At 65.7% G+C, this 23,269-nt stretch carries 18 protein-coding genes; 5 read left to right on the forward strand and 13 right to left on the reverse strand.

Annotated features, from left to right (window positions below; translation table 11 throughout):
• Positions 1-11: 11 nt before the first annotated feature.
• Together RW112_RS01115 and RW112_RS01120 are read right to left on the reverse strand one after the other, a co-directional pair.
• Positions 12-350 carry a P-II family nitrogen regulator gene (locus RW112_RS01115; protein WP_011692333.1) on the reverse strand — a complete coding sequence of 113 codons (339 nt, stop codon included), beginning with the start codon at positions 348-350 and terminating at the stop codon, positions 12-14.
• Positions 347-1,699, reverse strand: a complete 1,353-nt coding sequence (locus tag RW112_RS01120; RefSeq protein ID WP_317780054.1) for an ammonium transporter — start codon at positions 1,697-1,699, stop codon at positions 347-349. The genes RW112_RS01115 and RW112_RS01120 overlap by 4 nt, the downstream gene beginning before the upstream one ends.
• A gap of 356 nt (positions 1,700-2,055) precedes the next feature.
• On the opposite strand from RW112_RS01120, the gene RW112_RS01125 reads away from it, so the two are divergent.
• Positions 2,056-3,216 carry an MFS transporter gene (locus RW112_RS01125; RefSeq protein ID WP_411709858.1) on the forward strand — a complete coding sequence of 387 codons (1,161 nt, stop codon included), beginning with the start codon at positions 2,056-2,058 and terminating at the stop codon, positions 3,214-3,216.
• Between the two features lie 13 nt (positions 3,217-3,229).
• On the opposite strand, the gene ftsY is transcribed toward RW112_RS01125, so the two are convergent.
• Both ftsY and smc read right to left on the reverse strand, forming a co-directional pair.
• Positions 3,230-4,444 carry a signal recognition particle-docking protein FtsY gene (ftsY, locus tag RW112_RS01130; protein WP_317780056.1) on the reverse strand — a complete coding sequence of 405 codons (1,215 nt, stop codon included), beginning with the start codon at positions 4,442-4,444 and terminating at the stop codon, positions 3,230-3,232.
• Between the two features lie 62 nt (positions 4,445-4,506).
• Positions 4,507-8,175 (reverse strand): chromosome segregation protein SMC, encoded by a 3,669-nt coding sequence (smc, locus tag RW112_RS01135; protein ID WP_317780057.1) that lies wholly within the window; start codon positions 8,173-8,175, stop codon positions 4,507-4,509.
• 406 nt (positions 8,176-8,581) lie between these two features.
• On the opposite strand from smc, the gene RW112_RS01140 reads away from it, so the two are divergent.
• On the forward strand, positions 8,582-13,351 hold the full coding sequence (locus RW112_RS01140) for a DUF4082 domain-containing protein (RefSeq protein WP_317780058.1): 4,770 nt from the start codon (positions 8,582-8,584) through the stop codon (positions 13,349-13,351).
• A gap of 61 nt (positions 13,352-13,412) precedes the next feature.
• Here the strand turns inward: RW112_RS01140 and RW112_RS01145 are convergent, their stop codons facing one another.
• The 8 genes from RW112_RS01145 to coaD form a co-directional block, all read right to left on the reverse strand.
• Positions 13,413-14,441, reverse strand: a complete 1,029-nt coding sequence (locus RW112_RS01145) for a hypothetical protein (RefSeq protein WP_317780059.1) — start codon at positions 14,439-14,441, stop codon at positions 13,413-13,415.
• The gene (locus RW112_RS01150; RefSeq protein ID WP_317780060.1) at positions 14,438-15,727 is read right to left on the reverse strand and encodes an MFS transporter; all 1,290 of its coding nucleotides are present in this window, start codon (positions 15,725-15,727) and stop codon (positions 14,438-14,440) included. The genes RW112_RS01145 and RW112_RS01150 overlap by 4 nt, the downstream gene beginning before the upstream one ends.
• Positions 15,728-15,732: 5 nt before the next feature.
• Entirely contained in the window at positions 15,733-16,443 is a 711-nt protein-coding gene (locus RW112_RS01155; protein ID WP_317780061.1) for a hypothetical protein, read from the reverse strand.
• Positions 16,444-16,572: 129 nt separating this feature from the next.
• Positions 16,573-17,568 carry a bifunctional DNA-formamidopyrimidine glycosylase/DNA-(apurinic or apyrimidinic site) lyase gene (gene mutM, locus RW112_RS01160; protein ID WP_317780062.1) on the reverse strand — a complete coding sequence of 332 codons (996 nt, stop codon included), beginning with the start codon at positions 17,566-17,568 and terminating at the stop codon, positions 16,573-16,575.
• A 7-nt stretch (positions 17,569-17,575) separates the two neighbouring features.
• The gene (gene rnc / locus RW112_RS01165) at positions 17,576-18,298 is read right to left on the reverse strand and encodes a ribonuclease III (protein ID WP_305941383.1); all 723 of its coding nucleotides are present in this window, start codon (positions 18,296-18,298) and stop codon (positions 17,576-17,578) included.
• An 18-nt stretch (positions 18,299-18,316) separates the two neighbouring features.
• Positions 18,317-18,520, reverse strand: coding sequence for a 50S ribosomal protein L32 (gene rpmF, locus RW112_RS01170; protein ID WP_009356569.1), 204 nt, complete (start codon positions 18,518-18,520; stop codon positions 18,317-18,319).
• 36 nt (positions 18,521-18,556) lie between these two features.
• The gene (locus tag RW112_RS01175; RefSeq protein ID WP_317780063.1) at positions 18,557-19,081 is read right to left on the reverse strand and encodes a DUF177 domain-containing protein; all 525 of its coding nucleotides are present in this window, start codon (positions 19,079-19,081) and stop codon (positions 18,557-18,559) included.
• 189 nt (positions 19,082-19,270) lie between these two features.
• Positions 19,271-19,756 carry a pantetheine-phosphate adenylyltransferase gene (gene coaD / locus RW112_RS01180; protein WP_305941385.1) on the reverse strand — a complete coding sequence of 162 codons (486 nt, stop codon included), beginning with the start codon at positions 19,754-19,756 and terminating at the stop codon, positions 19,271-19,273.
• Between the two features lie 43 nt (positions 19,757-19,799).
• On the opposite strand from coaD, the gene RW112_RS01185 reads away from it, so the two are divergent.
• The 3 genes from RW112_RS01185 to RW112_RS01195 are packed head-to-tail and all read left to right on the forward strand — an operon-like array spanning position 19,800 to position 22,668.
• Positions 19,800-20,675 carry an SDR family NAD(P)-dependent oxidoreductase gene (locus tag RW112_RS01185; protein WP_317780064.1) on the forward strand — a complete coding sequence of 292 codons (876 nt, stop codon included), beginning with the start codon at positions 19,800-19,802 and terminating at the stop codon, positions 20,673-20,675.
• Positions 20,672-21,880: an aminotransferase class I/II-fold pyridoxal phosphate-dependent enzyme gene (locus tag RW112_RS01190; RefSeq protein WP_317780065.1), complete on the forward strand. Its 1,209-nt coding sequence runs from the start codon at positions 20,672-20,674 to the stop codon at positions 21,878-21,880. Before RW112_RS01185 ends, RW112_RS01190 begins: the two co-directional genes overlap by 4 nt.
• 2 nt (positions 21,881-21,882) lie before the next feature.
• Positions 21,883-22,668 carry a fused MFS/spermidine synthase gene (locus RW112_RS01195; protein WP_317780066.1) on the forward strand — a complete coding sequence of 262 codons (786 nt, stop codon included), beginning with the start codon at positions 21,883-21,885 and terminating at the stop codon, positions 22,666-22,668.
• On the opposite strand, the gene rsmD is transcribed toward RW112_RS01195, so the two are convergent.
• Positions 22,669-23,247, reverse strand: coding sequence for a 16S rRNA (guanine(966)-N(2))-methyltransferase RsmD (gene rsmD, locus RW112_RS01200; protein ID WP_317780067.1), 579 nt, complete (start codon positions 23,245-23,247; stop codon positions 22,669-22,671).
• Between the last annotated feature and the right edge of the window lie 22 nt (positions 23,248-23,269).

Consider the following 23,269-nt stretch of genomic DNA (forward strand, 5'->3'; position numbering starts at 1 on the left):
GTTCGCTTGGGTTAGATGGCGGCCGAGCCGCGTTCCCCCGTGCGTACCCTTACAGCTTCGAAAACGTCCACCGTCCAGACCTTGCCGTCTCCGGCACGCCCGGTGTTGGAGCTGGCGATGATGACATCCAGGATGTCATCCGCCTGTTCGTCCGTGGCCAGGACCTCAACGCGGATCTTGGGAAGCAGGTCCACGTTGTACTCAGCCCCGCGGTACACCTCGGTGTAGCCCCGCTGCCTGCCGTATCCGCTGGCTGCGCTGACCGTCAGGCCCTGCACGCCGTAGGATTCGAGCCCCTCCCGGATGGAGTCGAGCTTTTCCGGCCGGACGATTGCTGTGATCAGTTTCATGCCCCCACACTTTCCTTACCTGTTGCTGCGTCAGTCTTCTTGCCGTCTTCGGTTGCCGCGGCGGATTCGTCGCCCTGCTTGCCGGTGATCAGTTCATGCAGGGGCTGGAAGCTCCCGCCGTGGCCGCCGACGCCGAATTCGTAGGCAGTCTCTGCGTGCAGGCTGAGGTCCACGCCCACAACTTCCTGCTCCTGGGAGACACGGAAGCCCATCGTCTTGTGGATGGCCAGTGCGATCACGGTGGTCAGGATGGCCGAGTAGGCGATGGCGATGCCTGCTGCTGCGAGCTGGGCCCACAGCTGGGTGAGTCCGCCGCCGTAGAACAGGCCGCCGCCGACGCCTTCAACCGGGAGGGCAATGAAACCAAGTGCCACGGTGCCGATGATGCCCGACACCAGGTGGACGCCGACAACATCGAGTGAGTCATCGAAGCCCCAGCGGAACTTCAGTCCGACTGCCAGGGCCGAAGCCACACCGGCGACCAGGCCCAGGCCGAGCGCTCCGACCGGGCTGACGTTTGCACACGCCGGGGTGATGGCAACCAGACCGGCAACAACACCGGAGGCCGCACCCAGGGACGTGGGGTGGCCGTCACGCACACGTTCGGTGATGAGCCAGCCGAGCATGGCAGCTGCGGGAGCGGCGAGGGTGTTGACCCAGATCAGGCCGCCCTGTTCCGCCGTGGTGGCTGCGCCGCCGTTGAAGCCGAACCAGCCGAACCAGAGAATGGCTGCGCCGAGCATCACGAACGGGACGTTGTGCGGGCGGTGGTTCGGGTCCTTGCCGAAGCCCTTGCGGTTGCCGATGATCAGAACGAGGATGAGTGCGGCCACACCGGCGTTGATGTGAACCACGGTACCGCCGGCGAAGTCGATGGCCGGGCCGAGGGCCTGGCCCACAGCACCTTCAGGACCGAAGAGTCCTCCGCCCCAGACCATGTAAGCGATGGGGCAGTAGACCAGCGTGACCCAGACGGGAACGAACACGGTCCATGCGCCAAACTTTGCGCGGTCCGCGATGGCGCCGCTGATCAGTGCCACTGTGATGATGGCGAACGTGGCTGCGTAGCCGACCTTGATGAGACCGTCCGGAGTGGTGATGCCTTCGAGTCCGAACGTTGCGAACGGGTTCCCGACGATCTGCATGAATCCTTCGCCGGAACTCATGGATGCGCCCCAGAGTACCCAGACCACACCGACCATGCCGATGGAGATGAAGCTCATCATCATCATGTTCAGCGCGGCCTTTGCACGTGTCATGCCGCCGTAGAAAAATGCCAGCCCTGGTGTCATGAACAGCACAAGTGCCGCCGCAACCATGAGCCATACGTGACCTGCGGTAAGTTCCATGGTGCACGTCCTCCCTTGCCTAGATGCTTAGTTGATCCCGCGGAATCTTCCGCTTGCCCAACGCCTTTTTGCGTTCTAAGACGATTTTTGCCGGGCCGTGTTTCGCCGGCGGAGGAATTAGATGTCCGGGTTGTTACAAGAACCTCCCGGAAGTAAATGGTGCATATCCTGCTTGTTACGGTTATGTTTCACCAGTCCCAAACCGCACTTCCACAGCACCCTGCAAGGACACAGGCACCATGACCGACCGTTTCCGCCCCGGCAAGGCCCTGCCCCGCCGGACTGGCGGCCAATCCGACCACACCGACGCGGCCGGGAAGCCTCCCACCACCCGGCTGCCGCGCGACATCAAGGTGATGCTGGCTGCTGCGTTTCTGATCGCGCTGGGTTTCGGGCTCGTGGCGCCGGTATTGCCCCAGTTCGCCACCACGTTCGACGTCGGGGCCACAGCTGCCGCTGTAATCGTGAGCATCTTTGCGTTCATGCGGCTGCTGTTCGCACCTGCCGGCGGCGCCCTGATCGTGAAGCTGGGCGAACGTCCCGTCTATGTGGCCGGCCTGCTGATCGTCGCCGCCTCAACGGCGGCGTGCGCCTTCGCCCAGGACTACTGGCAGCTGCTGATTTTCCGGGGCCTGGGCGGCGCGGGATCGGTGATGTTCACAGTCGCGTCCATGGCGCTCGTCGTCCGGCTTGCCCCGCCGGAGAGCCGCGGCCGGGTTTCCGGCGCCTACGCCTCGGCCTTCCTCATCGGCAATGTCTGCGGGCCGATTGTGGGCGGCATGCTGGCGGGCTTCGGCCTTCGCATCCCGTTCCTGGCGTATGCGGCTGCGCTGGTCCTGGCGGCGCTGGTGGTTCAGACCCAGCTGAGCCACGTCCCGGGTAAGTCGCGGAAGGACGGGAGCCTGGAGCCGCCGATGGGCCTGGGCGAGGCATTGCGTGACAGCGCGTACCGGGCGGGCCTGTTCTCCAGCTTCGCCAACGGCTGGGCGACCTTCGGTGTGCGCATGGCCACCGTTCCACTTTTCGCCGTGGCGGCGCTGGGCGCAGGACCGGCTGCGGCCGGCTGGGCGCTGGCCGTCTTTGCCGGCGGCAACGCCGCGGCACTGACGGTCTCAGGGAAACTGGCCGACACCCTGGGCCGCAAGCCGCTGTTGATCGCCGGCCTGGTCCTGACCGGTGTGGCGACAGCGGGCATCGGACTGACCGGGGACATGCCTTGGTTCCTGGCGGCATCGGCCGTCGCCGGAATAGGTTCCGGCCTGCTGGGGCCAGCCCAGCAGGCCGCCATCGCGGATGTGATCGGCAACGGACGCTCCGGGGGCCGGGTGCTGGCGGTCTTCCAGATGATGTCCGACGCCGGCGCCATCGTCGGGCCGGTCCTCGCGGGGCTCCTCGCGGACCGGCTCGGGTACGGGTGGGCCTTCGGCGTGACCGGGGGCGTCCTGATCGTGGCTGCAGCCGGCTGGCTTTTCGCGCGGGAGACGTTCCAGCGGCCTGCAGCCCGGCAAGCTGCCTAGTTCTGCAAACTGCCTAGTTCAGCAGCGCGTCGACAAAGCCCTCGGCGTCGAACGGAGCAAGGTCGTCGGCGCCTTCGCCCAGCCCGATCAGCTTGACCGGAACCCCCAGTGTCTTCTGGATGGCGACCACGATGCCGCCCTTGGCGGTGCCGTCCAGTTTTGTCAGCACGATGCCGGTGATGTTGACCACCTCGGAGAACACACGGGCCTGGTTCAGGCCGTTCTGTCCGGTGGTGGCATCCAGCACCAGAAGGACCTCGTCCACTTCGGCCAGCTTCTCGATGACGCGCTTGACCTTGCCGAGTTCGTCCATCAGGCCGACTTTGTTCTGGAGCCGGCCGGCGGTGTCGATCATTACGACGTCGACCTCCTGGTCGATGCCTGCCTTGACCGCTTCATAGGCGACTGAGGCGGGATCGGCGCCGTCGACGTCGGACTTCACAGTGGGAACGCCGACGCGCTGGCCCCACGTGGCGAGCTGCTCGGCGGCTGCGGCACGGAACGTGTCCGCTGCGCCCAGCAGGACGTCCTTGTCTTCGGCCACGAGGACGCGCGCGAGCTTGCCCACGGTGGTGGTCTTGCCCACGCCGTTGACACCCACCACCATCATGACCGAGGGCTTGTCGGCGTGGCGTTCGGTGCGGAGGCTGCGGTCCATGGTCGGATCCACGAGCTTGATGAGTTCCTCGCGCAGCAGGGCCTTGACCTGCTCGGGGGTGCGTGTCCCCAGCACCTTGACCCGCTCCCGGAGGGCATCGACCAGCTGCATGGTCGGCTCGGTGCCAAGGTCTGCCAGCAAGAGGGTCTCTTCGACCTCGTCCCAGACGTCTTCATCAATCTTGTCGCTGGACAGGAGCGCGAGCAGTCCCTTGCCGAGGATGTTGTTGGACCTCACCAGGCGTTCGCGGAGCCTGGTCAGACGTCCGGCCACGGGAAGGGGTGTCTCCACGGCAATGGTTTCAAGCCCCGCCGCGTCATCGGGGACCTCGGCTGTCTCCAGTCCTTCAAGGCCGGCTTCGCCGGGCGCCGGGCGCCCGGGTGTCACCGCGGGACGGTCCTCCACCAGCGTTCCGCCCCCGCCGCGGACCGGCTCGACGGGATCGTTGGCGTCGCGGGTGCCCGGGTACTTGGTGATGTTCCGGCGGGTCTTCAGCAGGACCGGGATCAGTCCGCCAATGACCACCAGGGCAGCGAGGATGGCAAGGATTATGGGGAGGATGTCATTCACTCCCCTAGCTTCTCACAATCGCACGGGACCCTGTCCGAGCCCCGGCCGGGAGCCGGCGCGGTCTAAACGTCGGCGCCGAGGCGCTGGCTGATGACCGTTGAAACGCCGTCGCCGCGCATGGTGACGCCGTACAGGGCGTCGGCAACTTCCATGGTGCGCTTCTGGTGCGTGATGACAATCAGCTGGCTGGACTCGCGGAGTTCCTCAAAGACCGTGATGAGCCTGCCCAGGTTGGTGTCGTCCAGGGCGGCCTCCACTTCGTCCATCACGTAGAAGGGCGAAGGCCTGGCCTTGAAGATGGCCACGAGCAGGGCCACCGCGGTCAGCGAGCGCTCGCCCCCGGACAGCAGGGACAACCGTTTGATCTTCTTGCCGGCCGGACGCGCCTCCACCTCAATGCCCGTGGTGAGCATGTCCGAAGGGTCAGTCAGGACGAGCCGTCCTTCACCGCCGGGAAAAAGACGGGCGAAAACGCGGACAAACTGGGCAGAGGTGTCCGCAAAGGCTTCGGAAAAGACTTTTTGGACGCGTTCATCCACTTCCTTGATGATGTCCAGCAGGTCCTTTCGGCTGGACTTGAGATCCTCAAGCTGGCTGCTGAGGAACTGGTGCCGTTCCTCCAGGGCGGCGAATTCCTCCAGTGCCAGCGGATTGACCCGTCCCAGCGAGGAAAGGTCCCGCTCAGCTTTGCGGAGCCGCTTTTCCTGCTCGGCGCGGACGAAGGGCTTGCCTTCCGGGATGGGCGTTCCGTCCTCGTCCACCGGCATCCGGAGGGCCGCCCACTTGTCAGCAGCCTCCCCCACGGCCACGGGTACCGGCTGGTCCGGCCCGTAGTCGGCCACGAGCTGGTCCGGGGACAATCCAAGTTCCTCGACCGAACGCAGTTCCAGGGCTTCGATCCGGAGCCGCTGCTGCGCGCGGGCAAGTTCATCGCGGTGCACTGAATCCGTCAGCTCCGCCAGCTCACGGCTGAGGGCATCGTTCTCCGACCGTGCCGCTGCAAGTTCGCGGTCCCTGAGCTCCCGTTCTTCCTCTGCAAGGTCACGCGCGCGGAGCGCATGCTCCACGGAGACGTCCATGTAAGCAACGATCTGCTCCACCGCAGCCGACACGGCGGCCGCCCGGCCGGCCTGGCGCTGGCGGCGGCGGGCACGTTGCGCAGCTTCCTCCCGTGCCCGGCGCTCGGCCACGGCAGCCCGCTCCAACGAAAGGGCGCGGTTGCTGGTGGCGGTCAGTTGCTCCTCGGCACTCCGCAGCGAAAGCCTGGCCTCCATTTCGGCCGCCCTCGCCGCGGATGCCGCCTGGGCAAGTTCGTCACGGAGCTCTGCCGAGGGTTCCTCGTCCGCGGGGGCCTGCCGCGCCGCGTCCAGGCGCGCTGCCGCAACCTGCAGGGCCTCCTGCTCGGTCACGATATGGGCCTCGGCCCGTGCCAGCGAGGCGTTCAGCCTGTCGCTCTCGCCCACAGCACTCCGCAGCACCGAATTGAGGTGGCCCAGCCGCTCGGCGACTGCCGCCAGCCGGGCATCGGACTCGTGGAGCCTGTCCAGGGCGGCATCCGCACGTTCCTGGGCATCCGTCTTCCGCGCCCGGGCGGAGGCCAGCGCGAACCGGGTCCGTTCAAGTTCGGCGCTGACCGCGGCCAGCCTCGTTTCGGCGTCATCGACGGCGGCCTGCACCTCAAGCAACGAGGGTGCATTCGCCGAGCCGCCCCGGACGGCAAAGGCCGTGAAGACATCTCCGGCCCGTGTCACGGCAGTCAGCCCGGGCTGCGCGCGGATAAGCTCCGCTGCCGCCGCGAGGTCCTCGACAATTGCTTTATTCTCCAGCAACGTGCCCAGAAGGGTGCCCAGCAGCGTGCCCGCCGCAGAGTAGTCCAGGTCCGGAAAGGACGGGAACCCTTTCAGCCCGGCTGCGGAGGGGGTCACGAGCTCCGTGGCCCAGCGGGCGCCGGCAGGCAGTGGACCTTGAGCCGGCACTGCGCCGGCCGGGGATTGGAGACCGTCGGCCGGCGGCGGGATTGTTGCCGCCAGCAGCAGCGAGGCAAGTCCGGCGTCGTCGTCCTTAAGTAGCTGCAGCACGTCGACGGCGGTGCCGGCGTCCCGGACCACGACGGCGTCCGAGGAGTTTCCCAAGGCGGCGGCGACGGCCGCTTCATACCCGGGTTCGACGGAGAGCATCGACGCGAGGGGCCCGATGACCCCGGGCAACCCCGAACCGGCCACACGTCCAGACCCGTCTTTGCGGTTGAGCCCAAGCTGGAGTGCGTCACGCCGGGCAAGCAGCGCGTCGCGCTCCCGCTCCCCCTCGCGTTCGGCTGACTTCAGTGCCTCCATGTCCGTGAGGATTGCGTCCAGGCCGGCGCTGGCGTCCTCGTACTCAGCATCAAGGGACTCCTCACCGTCTTCGACGCCCGCGACCTGCGATTCCAGGGCCGTGAACTCGCTTTGGGCGCGGCGCCGGCGCTCTTCGCCGGCAGCCTGGGATTCCCGGAGCCGGCCGAGTTCCGATTGTGCGGCTTCAACACGCGACCGTGCTGCACCCACCTGGCCGGCCAGTTTTGCCAGCCCCTCGCGGCGGTCGGCCGCGGCACGGAGCACCGCGGCCAACCGTTTGTCTTCGGCACTCGCGGCGCTTTCGGCGTCCTGCTTGGCTGCCGTGGCGGCTTCCAGCACAGCGCGTTTCTGCAGGATCCCCCCTTCCAAGGCCGCCTGTTCTTCGCGGACCCTGGCGGCGTTCCGCTCTAGCTGGTCCGGGTCCCGGCCGGAGTCCGGGAGTTCGTCCGCAGCGCCCAGCAAACGGCGCCGTTCCTCTGCAAGCGAGCCGAGGGAGCGCAGCCTTTCCCTCCCCGCCGAGAGCTGGTACCAGGTGTCCCGGGCGGCATTGAGCTTTGGTGTGGCCGCCGCGGCAAGCTGTTCCAGTCCCGCCTGGCGCTGACGCCCTTGTTCCAGGCCTTCCTCCACAACAACCCTGCGCGCCTTCAGGGCGGATTCGTCCGCCACGTCCTGGGCCAGGGCGGACTGCAACTGCACGAGGTCGTCCGCCAGCAGCCGGGCCCGGGCATCCCGGACTTCGAACTGGACGGTCTGGGCCCGGCGCGCCACTTCCGCCTGCTTGCCCAGCGGCGTCAGCTGGCGCCGGATTTCGCTGGTGAGGTCACTCAGTCTCTGCAGGTTGGCCTGCATTGCTTCCAGCTTCCGGACCGTTTTTTCCTTGCGCCGGCGGTGTTTGAGGATGCCTGCTGCCTCTTCGATGAAACCGCGCCGGTCCTCCGGAGTGGCGTGCAGAACCTTGTCCAGCTGTCCCTGCCCCACGATCACGTGCATCTCCCGGCCGAGGCCTGAATCAGAGAGCAGTTCCTGGATGTCCAGGAGGCGGCAGCCTGCACCGTTGATGGCGTACTCGGATCCGCCCGTGCGGAAAAGAGTCCGGGAGATGGTCACTTCGCTGTACTCAATGGGCAGTGCACCGTCGGTGTTGTCGATAGTCAACGAAACGTGGGCCCGGCCCAGCGGCGGGCGGCCGGAAGTGCCCGCGAAGATCACGTCTTCCATCTTGCCGCCACGCAGTGTCTTGGCACCCTGTTCGCCCATGACCCAGGCCAGGGCATCCACAACATTCGATTTGCCGGAGCCGTTCGGACCGACCACTGCAGTGACGCCCGGCTCAAAATCGAACGTCGTGGCTGAGGCGAACGACTTGAATCCGCGGACGGTCAGGCTCTTGAGGTGCAAGGTGTTTCGGATCTCCTGAGAGGTTTAAATTCTGAATGGCCTAAGTACCGGGTCGCTAGATTCCGGTGCTGATGTGGCCCTTTCCCTTCCAAATCTACTGCGTGGCAACGACAAAGCCCGGATTTGGGTCCCTTGCGGCCATCAGGCCCTTGTCAGTCGCCACTGAGTGCCCCTAGAATCGCGCCTAAAGGTTGCTTGACGCTGCGCAATCCGGTGGTCTCACACCGGTTTGACTTGGCAGGATCCAGCGGAGCTGGGACGGCCATGATGCAGTGAGGGGCGTTATCACCGCGACCTTTTGTTGGACAACTGAATATCTTGGTTTGGCTGCGCCGGGGGGCGGCATGCAGGGCAGTGCATTGTGCACGGCCCGATCCGCAACTGCGCACTCACTCCAGGAGTTCACATGTCTGTTTCCCCAGCCGGCGGCACGCTCAACGGCTTCAAGAAGGTCACCTTCCTGGTGGCACTGGCCATGGTTGCCGCGCTCCTGCCAGCTGCAGCACCGGCCGCGCTTCTTCCGCTCGCTTTCGCTGCGGACCCCTGCGCTCCGGTGGTGAACGCCATCGCTTGTGAAAACTCCAAGCCCGGAAGCCCGCCGTCAGAATGGGACATCACCGGCGCCGGGGACTCGAGCATCCAGGGATATGCCACAGAGATCAGCGTCAATGCCGGCCAGGCCATCAATTTCAAGGTGGACACCAACGCGTCCAGTTACACGATCGCTGTCTACCGGACCGGCTGGTACCAGGGGCTGGGTGCCCGCAAGGTCGCCGACGTCGCGCCAGTCGCCGGACGGCAGTCACAGCCCCAGTGCCTCAATGATGTCGCAACCGGCCTGTACGACTGCGGGACGTGGGCCGTGTCCGCCACGTGGCAGGTCCCGGCCACTGCGGTGTCGGGTGTGTACATCGCCCTCCTGACGCGTCCGGACAACGGGGCCCAGAGCCACATCACTTTCATCGTCCGCTCAGACGGCAGCCGCTCGGATGTGGTTTTCCAGACTTCAGACACGACGTGGCAGGCCTACAACGACTATGGCGGTTCAAATTTCTACTATGGAACCAACGGCAGGGCCTACAAGGTCAGCTACAACCGGCCGGTGGCCACACGCGGCGGACCTTCGGGCCGCGACTTCTACTTCAGCAACGAGTACCCGCTGGTTCGTTTCCTGGAGAAGAACGGCTATGACGTGAGCTACATCAGCGGCCTGGACACCCACCGGAACGGCGCGCAGCTCCTCAACCACAAGGTGTTCCTCTCGGTGGGACACGATGAGTACTGGTCCGGGCCCCAACGGGCCAATGTGGAAGCCGCCCGCGACGCAGGCGTGAACTTGCAGTTCCTGTCCGGTAATGAAATGTACTGGCGCACGCGGATCGAGCCGTCTCCGGTGGACAGCGCTGCGGGGCGAACAATCACGTCCTACAAAGAGACGTGGGCCAACGAAAAAATCGACCCTAGTACCCAATGGACGGGCACATGGCGTGATCCCCGGTACGCCTCCCAGGCCAACGGCGGAGGACTGCCTGAAAACAGTGTGACCGGAACCCTGTACATGTCCAACTACACGGATCTTCCCATCACTGTCAGTGCTGCAGAAGGCAAGTCACGTCTCTGGCGGAACACGCCCCTTGCGTCCCTGGCCACGGGGGCCTCTGCCCAACTGGCACCCCACACCGTGGGCTATGAGTCCAACGAGGACCTTGACAACGGGTTCAGGCCCGCAGGTTTGATCAGGTTGTCGACGACCACCGGCCCGACGCCGGAGTATCTCCAGGATTTCGGGAATACGGTGAAGCCCGGCACTTCCACCCACAACACCACCATGTATCGCGCGCCGGGCGGAGCGCTGGTTTTTTCGGCCGGTACAGTCCAGTGGACATGGGGCCTGGACGAGGTGCACGACGGCGACGGTGCACCTGCGGATCCAAGGATGCAGCAGGCCCAGATCAATCTGCTGGCCGACATGGGCGCCCAGCCAGGGACACGTGATGCTGCGTTGGCCGCGGCAACTCCGAGCAGCGACGCGGCTGGTCCCACCACCACCATCACAGCCCCCGCCGATGGTGCCACCATTGCCCACGGCAGCAGCGTCACCGTCTCCGGTAACGCCAGCGATGCCGGCGGCATCGTGGCCGGCGTCGAGGTCTCCACTGATGGGGGTGCCACATGGCATCCTGCCCAGGGGAAACAGAACTGGACATACACGTACATCCAGAAGGGACTCGGCACAGCCGGCATCTCGGTGCGCGCAGTGGATGACAGCGCCAACATCGGCACCGCCGCGACAAAAACCCTGCAGCTTGCCGGCCCGTACACGGTGTTCGGGCAGCAGGTTCCCGCCACAGCGGATTCCCAGGACGGCGGCGCCTACGAGCTCGGAATGAAGGTCACGCCTAGCGTGGACGGCTTCATCACCGGAGTCCGCTTTTACAAGAGCACAGCCAACACAGGGACCCACACCGGATCCCTGTGGAACGCATCCGGACAGCGCCTTGCCACCGCCACATTCACTTCGGAGACCGCTTCGGGGTGGCAGAAAGTCCAGTTCAACCAGCCGGTGGCAGTCACGGCAGGACAAAAATACACGGTGTCCTACACCGCACCCAAAGGCCACTACGCCACGAAGGAATACCAGTGGTCCAGCTTCGGGTTCACCGAGCCGCCGCTGACGGTTGCGGGAGGATTCGGCAGCGAACCGGCAGGCGTTTATGGCAGTCCTGATGCTTTCCCGCAGAACAGCTTTGGCAACGGCAACTATTTCGTCGATGCTGTGTTCGACACGGTGGACAGCACCCCGCTGACCGCTTCGGGACAGTGGCCTCTGGGCGGATCCTCCAGCGTCCCGCAGGCCACAACCGTCGGAGCCGTCTTTTCCAAGCCGGTGACGGCGTCGAGCGTGCAGTTGACGCTGAAGGCGGCCGACGGCACTGCTGTTGCAGGCACAACCGGTTACGACGCAACCACACGCAAGGTGACGTTCACGCCGGGGACTGCCCTCGCGCTGGCAACCACGTACACCGCGACGCTCAGCGGCACAGCCTCAAGCGGCGGCACCCTGACGGCAGGGGGGACATGGTCGTTCACTACGGTGGTCGCGCCGCCATCTCCGGGAAGCTGCCCGTGCAGCTTCTACGATGATTCGGTCCTCCCCGGAATACAGGAGATCAGGGACGGCGTGCCGCTGACCCTGGGCATCCGTTTCTCCAGCACGGCCGACGGCACCGTCACGGGCATCCGTTTCTATAAGTCAGCCGGCAACGCAGGCACTCATACCGGCACACTGTTCACGGCCGCAGGGCAACAACTGGCAACGGTCACGTTCGCCAATGAGAGCAGCGCGGGCTGGCAGACAGCGTACTTCAACCAGCCCGTGGGGATGTCCGCGAACACTGAATACATCATGGCGTACAAGACTTCGACGGGAGCCTACTCCGCGACGGTAAACGGCTTCGGTCCGGGACTGACCGTGGGCAACCTCCGGGCGAACACCGACGCCGGCGCCTATTCGTACAGCGCTGACTTCCCGAATGTCCGATCCACGGCGAGCTACCTGGTGGATGTCGTGGTCCAATATCCGGAACCTGCCTTTGCGGCGGGCGCCCAAACACCGCTGCCCGGTTCGTCCAGCGTGGCACTGGACGCTGCGGTTACGGCGACGTTCTCCAAGCCGGCCACGGCAGGGAGTGTCCTGTTCAGCCTGGCGGGCCCCGGGGGCACGAACATCCCCGGCACCACGAACTACGACCCGGCGACCGGCAAGGTGACCTTCACGCCGTCGGCACAACTGGCGGCCGCCACGAGCTACACGGCCACGCTGACGGCAACCTCCACAACGAACCAGCCTCTCAGCGCCGGCGGCACCTGGACTTTCACCACCGTGCCCCTCCCCCGGACTGAGGGGGCCTGCCCCTGCACCCTTTACCAGGACACGACGACCCCGTCCGTCCTGCAAATCAACGATGGAGCCCCGCTGGCCCTGGGCGTGCGGTTCGCGAGCTCCACGAGCGGACAGGTCACGGGCATCCGCTTCTACAAATCCGCCGGGAACAGCGGAACCCACACCGGCAGCCTGTTCAGCATCACGGGCCAGCAGCTCGCCACCGTTACGTTCACGGCCGAGTCCACTGCCGGCTGGCAAACGGCAACGTTCAGCCAGCCTGTAGCCATTGCCGCTGACACCGAATACGTGGCAGCCTACAAGTCGCCGACCGGCATCTATTCCGCCACTCCGGGCGGCTTTACCACCGGCTTTACCAGCGGACCGTTGCGGACGGCAGCGGACTCCGGCGGGTTCTCCTACAGCGGCGACTTCCCAGGGTCGTCATCGAGCGCCAGCTATCTTGTGGACCTGGTCTTCCAGACGTCGGGAGCGGTGCCCCCGCCTCCGCCGGAGCCAGTGACCGTGACGGCGCAGTCGCCGGCCGCGAACGCCACTGCGGTGCCGCTCGACGTCCGGCCCAGCCTGACGCTGTCCTCCGCCGTACAGCCTGGAGCCGCGCTCACCCTGGCTGCCGGCGGAACGAACATTGCGGGCGCTTCGGCGCTGTCCGCCGACGGCCGCACCGTAACTTTCACGCCGTCACAACAGCTGCCGGGCAATACGGTGCTCACGGCGAGCGCGGCCAATGTCGTTTCGACGGCCGGCGCAGCGCTTGCCCCGACGTCGTGGCAGTTCACGACCCTCACTCCCGCGCCCCCCGTCCAGTCACTCTTTGCGTCGTTACTGCCGCAGATTGCAGCGTCAACGGACGTCCGGGCGGTGGAGCTCGGCGTGGCGTTCAGGTCTTCCGTTGCCGGGTCCGTCACGGCCATCCGCTTCTATAAAGGCACAGCCAACACGGGCACGCACACAGGGTCGCTTTGGACGGCATCGGGAGTGCGGCTCGCCAAGGTGACGTTTACCAACGAAACGGCCAGCGGCTGGCAGACCGCATCCCTTCCAACTCCCATAGCCCTGACGGTGAACACCAACTACATCGTGTCCTACAACGCCCCGGCGGGACGGTACTCCTACACTCCGAACTTCTTCTCGAAGGCGTGGACCAGCGGCTCGCTGACTGCCAGGGCAAACAACAACGGGCTGTACCGTTTTGGTTCGGGAACGGCAGTTCCCAACCAGTCCAGCAACTCCACGAACTATTTCGTGGACGTTGTCTTCGCCCCCCGCTAGCCTGGACGCCCCGCGCGACCAGGCAACGGGCCGGGCCATTCCGGCCCCGCCCGGCCCGGCGTTAGCGCACCACTGACGGCGACCAGGCGTGCTCGATGTAGATTGTCGCGCGGGCGGCGGGATCCGCCTTGATCTGCCAGATGTCGCTATCGCCCTCGGCGCCTTCACGCGGCAGACCGTAGAGCAGCGTTGCGTCATCCAGCCATTCGATCTGGTCATCAACGCTGCGTGGCTCGGAAAGAACTGTTTCGCTTCCGCTGGCCAGGTCAAGGACAGCGACCTTCCAATGGGCGGCCAGGGGTGTCCCGGTGTTCTTCTTGTATGCGACGCGGGTTCCGTCGGGCGAGAGCGACGGGCACTCGACGCCGTCATGGACGGCCGTCAGCGTCCGGGCGGAAATGCTGCCCTTCACGAGCCAGATCCGTCCCGATGACGCCGCAGTGGCGTAGAACGCGTCAGCATCACCGCGAACGAAAGTGATGCCCCAGATGTTCCGGTCCGCGGCCGTCACCTGCGTTCCGTTGACCATGAGGGCGAAACCTTCCAGGCTGCCTGTTCCGGCGCTGCCGTCGGTCCGGCTGATGGTGGTCTCGGTGGAAAAGCCTGCGGCGCTGTAGGAGTGGCCGGAGACAAACACTGTTGTGCCCACCAGCGAGCCATCAGCGCTCATACGGGTCCGGCTGGGGATCCCGGGCAGTGCCCAGCGACCGGTCGGGTGCCATTCCCGGTCCAGTAGCACTGCCTCGAAGTTGGTCACCAGCCCGCGGTTTGTCTTCAGGCAGACAAGGGTCCGGGCATTGCCATAAACCCTGTCGCAGGGCTCGCCCGCCAGGGACCGCCGGCCCGACGGTGTGTCCAGGGGCACGGTGCCGGCCATGCCGTAACCCTGTCCGGCCGCAGTATTGCGGAACAGGACAAACGCCACGGTGGGAAGGGCGACGCCGGTAGCCACGCTGACGGCGGAGGCGGCCGCGCGGCTGTCCTGGTAGCGCTGGAAGGCAACAGCAGCATAGGCACCGGCACCGGCAAGGACCACCGCGGTGATGACCAGCAGGATAAGCCAGCGCTTCCTGCCGCCCGCGGAACTCAAGCTGCCTGCCTTTCGTGTGTGCCCGCCCGCAGGATCAGAAGGGAGACCGGTACGGCGACGACGAGGCAGCCGCCCACCACCAGCATTGCCGTTGCTGGCCCGAGCGCGAACCACAGAACGCCGAAGCCGGCCGACGCGGCCATGCGGCTCAGCGCAACGACGGTCTGGGCGGCGCCGATCCCGGTGGCAAGTTTCTCCGGCGGACTAAGTTGGCTGGCCAGTGCGGCCAGCACACCGTCAGTTGCGGCATAGAAGGCGCCGAGCAGGACCAGGCAGGCCAGCGTGGGCCCGAATCCGCCGAGCGGTGCGGCCGCCAGGAAGTAGCACAGCAGGAGTGCCGCATGACCGGCCACGAAGACTTTGGCTTTCCCCCACCGGTCCGCCAGTCTTCCCAGCGGGATCGCAAGAATGAGGAAGATGACGTTCGTGCCAACGTAGAGCAGCGGAAACCACTGCACGGCAAAGGAGTCACGCGCCTGTAGAACGAGGTATATGAATCCATCCCCTACGGTGAGCAGTCCAAGAAGCCCCGACGTAATGAGCAGCCGGCCCAGCCCGGGTTCCCGCAGCAGGCTCCAGCGAAAGACGAAGACCGGGCCGGGCCGCCGTTCTGTCGCGGTCCCCTCCGGGTTGCCCGTCTTCAGGTTGGGCACCAGCAGGGCGAGGGCGGCGACACCGATCACCGCAAAGGCAAGGGAGACCACGAAAAGGGTCCCGTACCCGTTGGGGATGAGCATGAGGATGAAAAACGCCAACAGCGGTCCTGTCGCCGCGCCGATGTTGTCCAGCATGCGGTGGACTCCGAAGTGGCGCGCAAGATACTCGGGCTGGGCTGAAACGGTAATAAGGGCGTCCCGCGGTGCCGTGCGGATGCCCTTGCCTATCCGGTCACCGGTAACGATGGCCGTCAGCGCCCAGAAGCCTCCGGCGAAGAGAAAGCCGATCCTGGCGACCATGGAGAGGCCATAACCGGCGAGGGCTATGTGTTTTGGATGCCCGCTGCGGTCCGCCGCCCACCCTGCGGCGATTCGGACAACGGCGCTGGCACCCTGGTTGATTCCATCAAGGATCCCGAAGGCAATGGCGGACAGGCCGAGGAATCCGGTGATGTACAGGGGAAGGACGGCGGACACCGATTCGGACGAGACATCGGTGAACATGCTGACGACGCCGAGCCAGAGGATAACGGGCGACAGGCGGAATGCCGGTCGAGGCACCGCGGGATCGTCCGCTGCCGGCAGTTCATCCTTCTTGCCGCCGTTCCGATCCGAGACCGAAATGTACATGGCCGCTACCCCTCAGCCGTGTGAAGGTTGCCGAGCAACATGAAACGGGTGCTGCCCGTGCCCGTCGTCGAGGTGGTCAGGGTCACTGAATCAGCGCCCCTGACGAAGCGGACCGACCGCTGTCCCTCCGCGGCGGGGGCTTCCTCGGACCAGAAGCTGAGCGGTGCGAGCTGCTGCTGGAAATGACCCATCACCGAGTCCTGGCTGGCCCCCGAGATAGCATCAGCCGTCACCTGGAGGACGCTATCAGCCGCGGATACGGCCGTGGAGACCACAACGGTCCCGTCCGGGAACGGCAAGGAAGCCTCGGGGAAGCCCGCTACGATCTTGCCCTGGGCAGAGGCTGTGGGCGGCAAAGGCCTGCTGACCAGGGCCACCGGCGGGGACTGCTTCGGAAGCCCGGAGGGGGCCGCTGCCACAGGGGGAAGAACTTCCCGTACGCCGGAACCCGGCGCCTTACTTCCCGGTGATTCCCCGGAGCCAGGGACAGTCCCGTCCCCGCCGCCCGCCGCCGTTCCTGGAGTAGCCAGTGTCGCCGCGGGGGGAACTCCCGGCGGTTCGGAACCGCCGGCGCCGGCCGGACCCGGGGCGGCGGTGCTGGATGAAGTACCCGGACTGACGTCCGGCGCCCCTGCCATCTGGTCAAGCACCACAGCGGCACCGCCCAGCACCGCCGCAACACTCACCCCCGCGATGACAAGCTTCTTCGCAATCATGGGCCCCAGCCTCCCGTTCAGGCGTTGAAGACCAACGCGCCTGCTATTCGGCAGCCGAGGCTGCCCTGGGCACAGTCTGGCACCGGGAAAGTCGGTTTCGGTAGAGTGGCGGTACTTGGATTTCCCCGCTCACCACCGGCCGTTGCGGGGACGCGGCTGGCAGACGGGGCAGGTGTACGAGGACCGGTTCATGAACTGTTCGCGCTTCATAAGGCTCACTATCCCTGCAGCAGCGCACCGCTTGCACTCCTGCTTTTCCCGGCCATAGGCGTTGAGGGACCGGTCAAAGTACCCGGAGGCGCCGTTGACGTTGACGTAGAGGGAATCGAAGCTGGTTCCGCCGGCGGCAAGGGCGTCCAGCATGACCTCACGCGCTGCGTCCAGAACCCTGAGCGCTTCGGCGCGGCGGAGCGTGTCGGTAGGCCGTGCGTAGTGCAGGCGTGCCCGCCACAGGGCCTCGTCGGCGTATATGTTGCCGATGCCGGAGACCAGCCCCTGGTCCAGGAGCGCACGTTTGAGCCCCGTGCGCCGGAGCCGGAGCCGGCGGTAGAAAGTGTCAAAGGAAAAATTCGGGTCCAGGGGATCCCGCGCGATGTGGGCGGCCTCTTCGGCGATGACCGGTGAAGGAAGCTCCCCGAGGCCGCCGGGTCCGCCATCGGAAGTCGGCACCAGCGACGTGACGAACAGCCCGCCGAAGATGCGCTGGTCCACGAACCTGAGCTGTTCCGGCATGCCGTCAGCCGGGCTGAGCCGCAGCCGGATCTTCAGGTGCTTTTCGTCCGGAACGCCGGAATCCTGCATCAGGAGCTGGCCGCTCATGCCCAGGTGTGCCATGAGGGCAACCGCCGGCCGCCCGGACCCGCCTGTCCCGGCGCTGACTGTCCCGTCGACGTCACGGCCCGTTCCTTCTGCTGCGGCCTCCTCGAGCGGAAGCCAGAGGAACTTCCCGCGGCGCACCACGTCCAGGACCAGGGCGCCTTCGAGGTTCCCGGCAAAGTCTTCGGCGCCGAGCGCGTGCCGGCGGATGGAGCGCGGATCCAGGACGTCAACGGAGGTGATTGTCCTGCCGCGGACCCAGCTCACCAGGCCGCGGCGGACAACTTCGACTTCCGGCAGTTCAGGCACGGAAGACCTAGAGGCCGGCTTCGGATTCCGCCGGAAGGCTCGCCGTAACGGCAGCCGATAGCTTCCGCCAGGCGTCAGCGGCAGCTTCCTGCTCGGCTTCCTTCTTGGAGCGTCCGGCACCCTGCCCGTAGTCGGTTCCGCCGATGCGGAGCACGGCCACGAAGGTGCGCGCGTGGTCCGGGCCTGAACCCTCCACGGCGTAGTAGATACTGCCCAGCTGGCGGCTGGCCGCCAGCTCCTGGATGCTGGTTTTCCAGTCGGTGCCTGCACCCAGGGCGGCAGCGTCCTGAAGCAGCGGACCGATCAGCCGCATGACGAGCTGACGTGCAGTCTCGATGTCGTTGGACACGTAGGTGGCACCAATGAGCGCCTCCATGGTGTCGGCGAGGATTGATGCCTTGTTTTTACCGTCGGTGAGCTTTTCGCCCTGCCCCAGGTAAATGTAGTCACCAATGCCCAGGCTGCGGCCGATTCCGGCAAGTGCCCTGGTACTCACCACGGCTGAACGCCGCTTCGCGAGGTCACCCTCAGGCAGGGCGGGGTTGTCACGGTACAGGGCATCTGTCACGGAGAAGCCCAGGATGGAATCCCCCAGGAACTCAAGGCGCTCGTTGGTGGGTATGCCGCCGTTTTCGTAGGCATACGAACGATGTGTCAGAGCAAGACGAAGCGTCCCGGCGTCAATTGAGACACCGAGACGCTTCAAAAGCTCTTCAGTTGAAGACGTCATGTTCAGCCAGTGGGCCGATTAGACGTCCGCGACCTTGCGGCCCTTGTACTCAAGGAACAGCGCAGTGCCAGCCGAGTCGGTAACGACCTTTGCCTGGTGCGGCAGGCTGTAGGTGACCTGGCCGTTCTCAACGGTCTTCACCAGGTGGGGGGCAGTTGCCTTCCACTGGGAGCGGCGGGCGCGGGTATTCGAGCGAGACATTTTCCGCTTCGGGACAGCCACGGCTAACTCATTTCTCTCTAGAAAAACACTTACAAATCAATTTTGCCGGTCAGGCTTAGCCAAGTCAGCTAGGGCGGCCCAGCGAGGATCTACGACCTCGTGGTGATGCCCCGGCTCGTCTTCCAGGCGTATTCCGCATTCGGAACAAAGGCCCTGGCAGTCTTCCCGGCACACCGGCTGGAACGGCAGCATGGTTACAACTGCGTCCCGCAACACCGGCTCAAGATCGATTAAATCGTGCTCGATTCGATATTGCTCTTCTTCGTCTTCTCCGGCGGAGAACTGGGAGTCCTCGTAGAAGAAAAGTTCTTGCACATTGACCTCAAGGTCATACGCAAGGGGATCCAGGCATCGCCCGCACTCGCCGGTTACTTCGACGTGGGCGGTTCCTGATACCAGAATTCCTTCGTGTACGGCCTCCAGCCGCAGATCCAGCTCGACATCCGAGCCTTCCTGCACGCCAATGAGTGCCACACCAAGGTCACTTGGTGCGGGTACATGTTCCGTCAGCGTCCGCATGCTCCCCGGACTGCGTCCGAGGTCCTTGACGTCGAACGCCAAGGGCGAACTAGCATCTCGTTTAATGAGAACTCCTGTTGAACATATGACCGACGTACTATCTTAGCCTGATCTTCCGGATGGACTCAAACCGGCTGCAAGGCGCACGGTTCAGCACCGCGGGACAAACAGGGAATGGGCCGCAAAACCGGCAGGGCCGTCGCGTACCGGTCAAGCCTACCCTCTGCCGGGCTAATCCGACGACGACTCGCCCGCCAGCAGGCGTTTCAGTACCGACCGGGGCACATAATCCGACACGTTGCCGCCCAGGGTAAAGACTTCCTTGATAAGCGTTGACGACAGGTGGAGGTAGTGGCCCTCGGTGGGAAGGAAGACCGTTTCCACACCGCTGAGCTGCCGGTTCATGGTTGCCATCGGCAGCTCATAGTCGAAGTCCGACGAGGAGCGCAGGCCCTTCACGATGGCGGATACGCCCCGCTGCCTGCAGTATTCGGCCAGCAGTCCCTCCCCCACCGGCTCCACCACGATTCCGCGCAGCGACGCCAGGGTCTCACGCGCCATGTCTATGCGCTCTTCCAACGTGAAGCGGTATTTCTTGTTGTAGTTGGTGGACACCGCCACAATGACCTCGTCAAACAGCCCGGCAGCCCTGGCGATGACTTCCAGGTGGCCGTTGTGGATGGGGTCGAAGGAGCCTGGGCATACGGCACGTCTCATGTTCCGAACCTACCGCATACGCGGAGCGGGATAACATGACTGGATGCCCGAGTCGAACATTCCCTTCACCGTTGCAGGGGGCGTGGTTCTTGTCACCGGCGCCGCCATGGGCATGGGCCGGCTGCACGCCCTCCGCGCCGCCCGCGACGGCGCCGCAGTGGTGATCCTGTGGGATGTGGACGGCGGCGGACTGGAAGGCGTTGCGCGCGAAGTTACTGCGCTCGGCGCCCGTGCCGTTGCCCGCCGGGTGGATCTAGCGGACCGGGCAGCCATCGCCGAGGCCGCGCGGGAGTGCAGGGCGGAAGGCGCACTCGCGCTCCTTATTAACAATGCAGGAATCGTGCGCGGCGCCCTGTTTTGGGACCACCGGCCAGGACCTGACATCGCATTGACCATGGACGTCAACGCGTTGGCGCCGATGTACGTCACCCTGGCGTTCCTTCCGGACATGATGGCCGACGGCGGGCGTCCCCGCCGCATCCTGAACATCGCCTCTGCGGCCGGCACAGTGTCAAACCCGAGGATGAGTGTTTACGCGGCATCCAAATGGGCCGTGCTGGGCTGGAGCGACTCCCTGCGGATCGAACTGGAGCAGGAGGGCTACCGGCATCTCCGGGTCACAACGTTCTGCCCGGGCTACATTTCCACCGGGATGTTCGCCGGTGCCCGCGGCCCGTTGCTCACTCCCCTCATGACTCCCGATGACGCCGTCCGGCGGGCCTGGCGGGCGATGGCGGCGGGCCGCCCGCTGCTGATCGCTCCGGCGACGGCCAACCTTGGCAAAGTCCTGCGGGGAATCCTCCCGGTGCGGGCATGGGATTTCATCGGCGGACGGGTCTTCCGGATCTACGCGGGCATGGAAAAATTCACCGGTCGGGCTGAAAACCCCGTAACCAAGCGACAGGCAGGCAAACAGTGAGCACAACAGTTCCGGCACCGTGGCAGCGGGCAGCGTCGGGAGCCAACCTGCTGGCACCCAACGGCACCCTGGGCGTCACCATCTTCGAGGAGATGACCACCCTCGCGGCCCGAACCGGCGCCATCAACCTTGGCCAGGGCTTCCCCGACGAGGACGGCCCCGCGGAGATCAAAGCGGCGGCACAGGCCGCAATCGCCGCCGGCGCCAACCAGTACGCCCCGGGCAAGGGCATCCTTCCCCTCAGGGAGGCCATCTCGGCACACCAGCAGCGGTTCTACGGACTGGCGCCGGACCCGGAGACAGAGATCATCGTGACCACCGGCGCCACCGAAGCCATCGCGGCGTCGTTGCTGGCCTTGGTGGAGCACGGTGACGAGGTGCTCACCTTCGAACCGTTCTACGACTCCTACGGCGCCATGATCGGGCTGGCCGGCGGCACGCATGTGACTGCTCCGCTGCTCGCCCCGGATTTCATGCCGGACATGGCTGCCCTGGAGGCGGCCTTCAGCAGCCGCACCAAAGTGGTGCTCATCAACAACCCGCACAACCCCACCGGCGCGGTTTTTCCGCGTGAGGTGCTTCAGCGCGTCGTCGAACTCGCCGCGAAGCACGACGCCGTGATCATCACCGATGAGGTGTACGAGCACCTGACGTTCGGGGAACGGCACATCCCCGTGGCCAGCCTCCCGGGGGCTGCCGGGCGGACCGTCACCATATCCTCCGCAGGCAAGACGTTCTCCTTCACCGGGTGGAAGATCGGCTGGCTCAGCGGGCCGGAACACCTCGTGTCCGCCATCAGGACGGTCAAGCAGTTCCTGAGCTACAGCTCCGGCACGCCGTTCCAGGGCGCCATCGCCGTCGGGCTCGCCCTGCCCGACGACTTCTACACGGGAATCTCCGAAACCCTGCGGCGCAAGCGGGACATCCTCAGCGAGGGGCTCAAGGCCGCCGGCCTGGACGTCTTCACACCGCAGGGAACCTATTTTGTGAATGTGGACACTGCGCCCCTGGGGATCTCCGATTCAGTGGACCTGGCACGGCGGCTTCCGGAGCTGGTGGGAGTCGCCGCCATTCCGGTGCCCGTCTTCTGCCACCCTGAGGGGGCCGAGCGGACCCGCAGCCTGCTCCGCTTCGCCTTCTGCAAGAAGACATCGGTCCTCGAAGAGGCGGCATCGCGGCTCGCGACGCTCCGGGACAGGCTGTGACGGTGCCTGCACGGCCAGCGGCAGGGTCCCGGTTCCTCCGGACCACCGGCCAGCACGCAACGATTGAAGCGGATGCCTTCACCGAGGGGGCGTACGTACTGAGCATCGGCGGGGCTGAGCAGTCCCATGTGAACCTCGCCGAACCGGGCGAAATATTTTACGAGTACCTCCGCCGGATCGGCCATGTGGTGGATCTGGCCGCCCCCGCCGGAGAGCCCGTCAGCGCACTTCATCTTGGCGCCGGAGCCCTAACGCTCGCCCGTTACATCCAGGCGACCCGGCCAGGGTCCGTACAGTACGCCGTCGAGCTCGAGCGCGAACTGCTGGACTTCGTCCTGCAGCAGCTGCCGATGCCCGAAGGAACGGTGCTGCACACGCTGATCGGCGACGCCCGCGACGCTTTGGCGGAACTGCCGGCGGACCTGCGTTTCGACGTCGTGATCCTGGATATCTTCTCCGGGCCGGAGGCGCCGGAGCACATCGCCTGCACCGGGTTCTACGAGGAGGCAGCGGCAAAGCTGACATCGCGCGGAGTCCTGGTGGTCAACGTGGGCGATGAGCCGGGTCTCACACTGGTCAGGAGCCAGGTGGCAGCGCTGCGGCAAGCCATGCACGGCGTTGCCGCGTTCGCGGAGTCCGGCATGTTCGCCGGCCGGTATCCCGGCAACATCATCCTCACCGGCACCCAGGGTCCGTGGCCTGCGGAATGGACCACAGCACTGACCGCCCGTGGCCCGCACCCCGCCACGGTACTGGCGGGCGTGGACCTCGACGCGCTCTCAGGCTAGTCAGCTGCCCCCGCCCACGGGTTCGGCGAACCATAGCTTGGTTTCGCCGTATTTCTTCTCGGCGAACCGTTCCAGCGACGCCGGCCACGACGGCTCCGGGCTGCGGGATGACCGCTCCACGACCACGACCGCGCCCTCGGCCAGATAGGGCGACAGCTCTTCCAGCACCCCGCCCATGGCGGGCTCGTCCAGCGGATACGGCGGGTCCAGGAACGCGAGGTCCCACACGGTGCCCGGCACGGTTCTTTCGAGGAAGGACTCCACCCGTGAACGGTGGACAGACACCACTTTGCGGCCGACTGCCCCGTTCACGAGGTCCGCATTGCGCTGGCAGACCTCACTGGCTTTGCCGTCGAACTCCACGAGGTCAACGGTCTCCGCCCCGCGGCTGGCACTTTCCACGCCCAGCGCACCGGAGCCCGCGTAGAGGTCAAGGACACGGGCGCCCGCCACCACATTGAACGCCTCAAGCCGTGAAAAGAGTGCTTCCTTGACGCGGTCAGTGGTGGGGCGGGTCATGGAACCTGGCACGCTGGCCAGCGGCATGCCGCCGCCTGCACCCGCGATAATGCGAGTCATCGGAGCGCCTTCCTGCCGCTTA

Source organism: Arthrobacter sp. B10-11, assembly GCF_033142195.1.
In the GTDB taxonomy this organism is placed as follows: domain Bacteria; phylum Actinomycetota; class Actinomycetes; order Actinomycetales; family Micrococcaceae; genus Arthrobacter; species Arthrobacter oryzae_C.

Bases quoted from the DNA above. Each gene is read 5' to 3' on its own strand.
- RW112_RS01125 (WP_411709858.1), top strand. From the start codon at position 2,056: ATGCTGGCTGCTGCGTTTCTGATCGCGCTGGGTTTCGGGCTCGTGGCG.
- coaD (WP_305941385.1), bottom strand. From the start codon at position 19,756: ATGAGACGTGCCGTATGCCCAGGCTCCTTCGACCCCATCCACAACGGC.
- RW112_RS01120 (WP_317780054.1), bottom strand. From the start codon at position 1,699: ATGGAACTTACCGCAGGTCACGTATGGCTCATGGTTGCGGCGGCACTT.
- RW112_RS01140 (WP_317780058.1), top strand. From the start codon at position 8,582: ATGTCTGTTTCCCCAGCCGGCGGCACGCTCAACGGCTTCAAGAAGGTC.
- rnc (WP_305941383.1), bottom strand. From the start codon at position 18,298: ATGACGTCTTCAACTGAAGAGCTTTTGAAGCGTCTCGGTGTCTCAATT.
- rsmD (WP_317780067.1), bottom strand. From the start codon at position 23,247: ATGACTCGCATTATCGCGGGTGCAGGCGGCGGCATGCCGCTGGCCAGC.
- RW112_RS01115 (WP_011692333.1), bottom strand. From the start codon at position 350: ATGAAACTGATCACAGCAATCGTCCGGCCGGAAAAGCTCGACTCCATC.
- RW112_RS01185 (WP_317780064.1), top strand. From the start codon at position 19,800: ATGCCCGAGTCGAACATTCCCTTCACCGTTGCAGGGGGCGTGGTTCTT.
- RW112_RS01155 (WP_317780061.1), bottom strand. From the start codon at position 16,443: ATGATTGCGAAGAAGCTTGTCATCGCGGGGGTGAGTGTTGCGGCGGTG.
- RW112_RS01150 (WP_317780060.1), bottom strand. From the start codon at position 15,727: ATGTACATTTCGGTCTCGGATCGGAACGGCGGCAAGAAGGATGAACTG.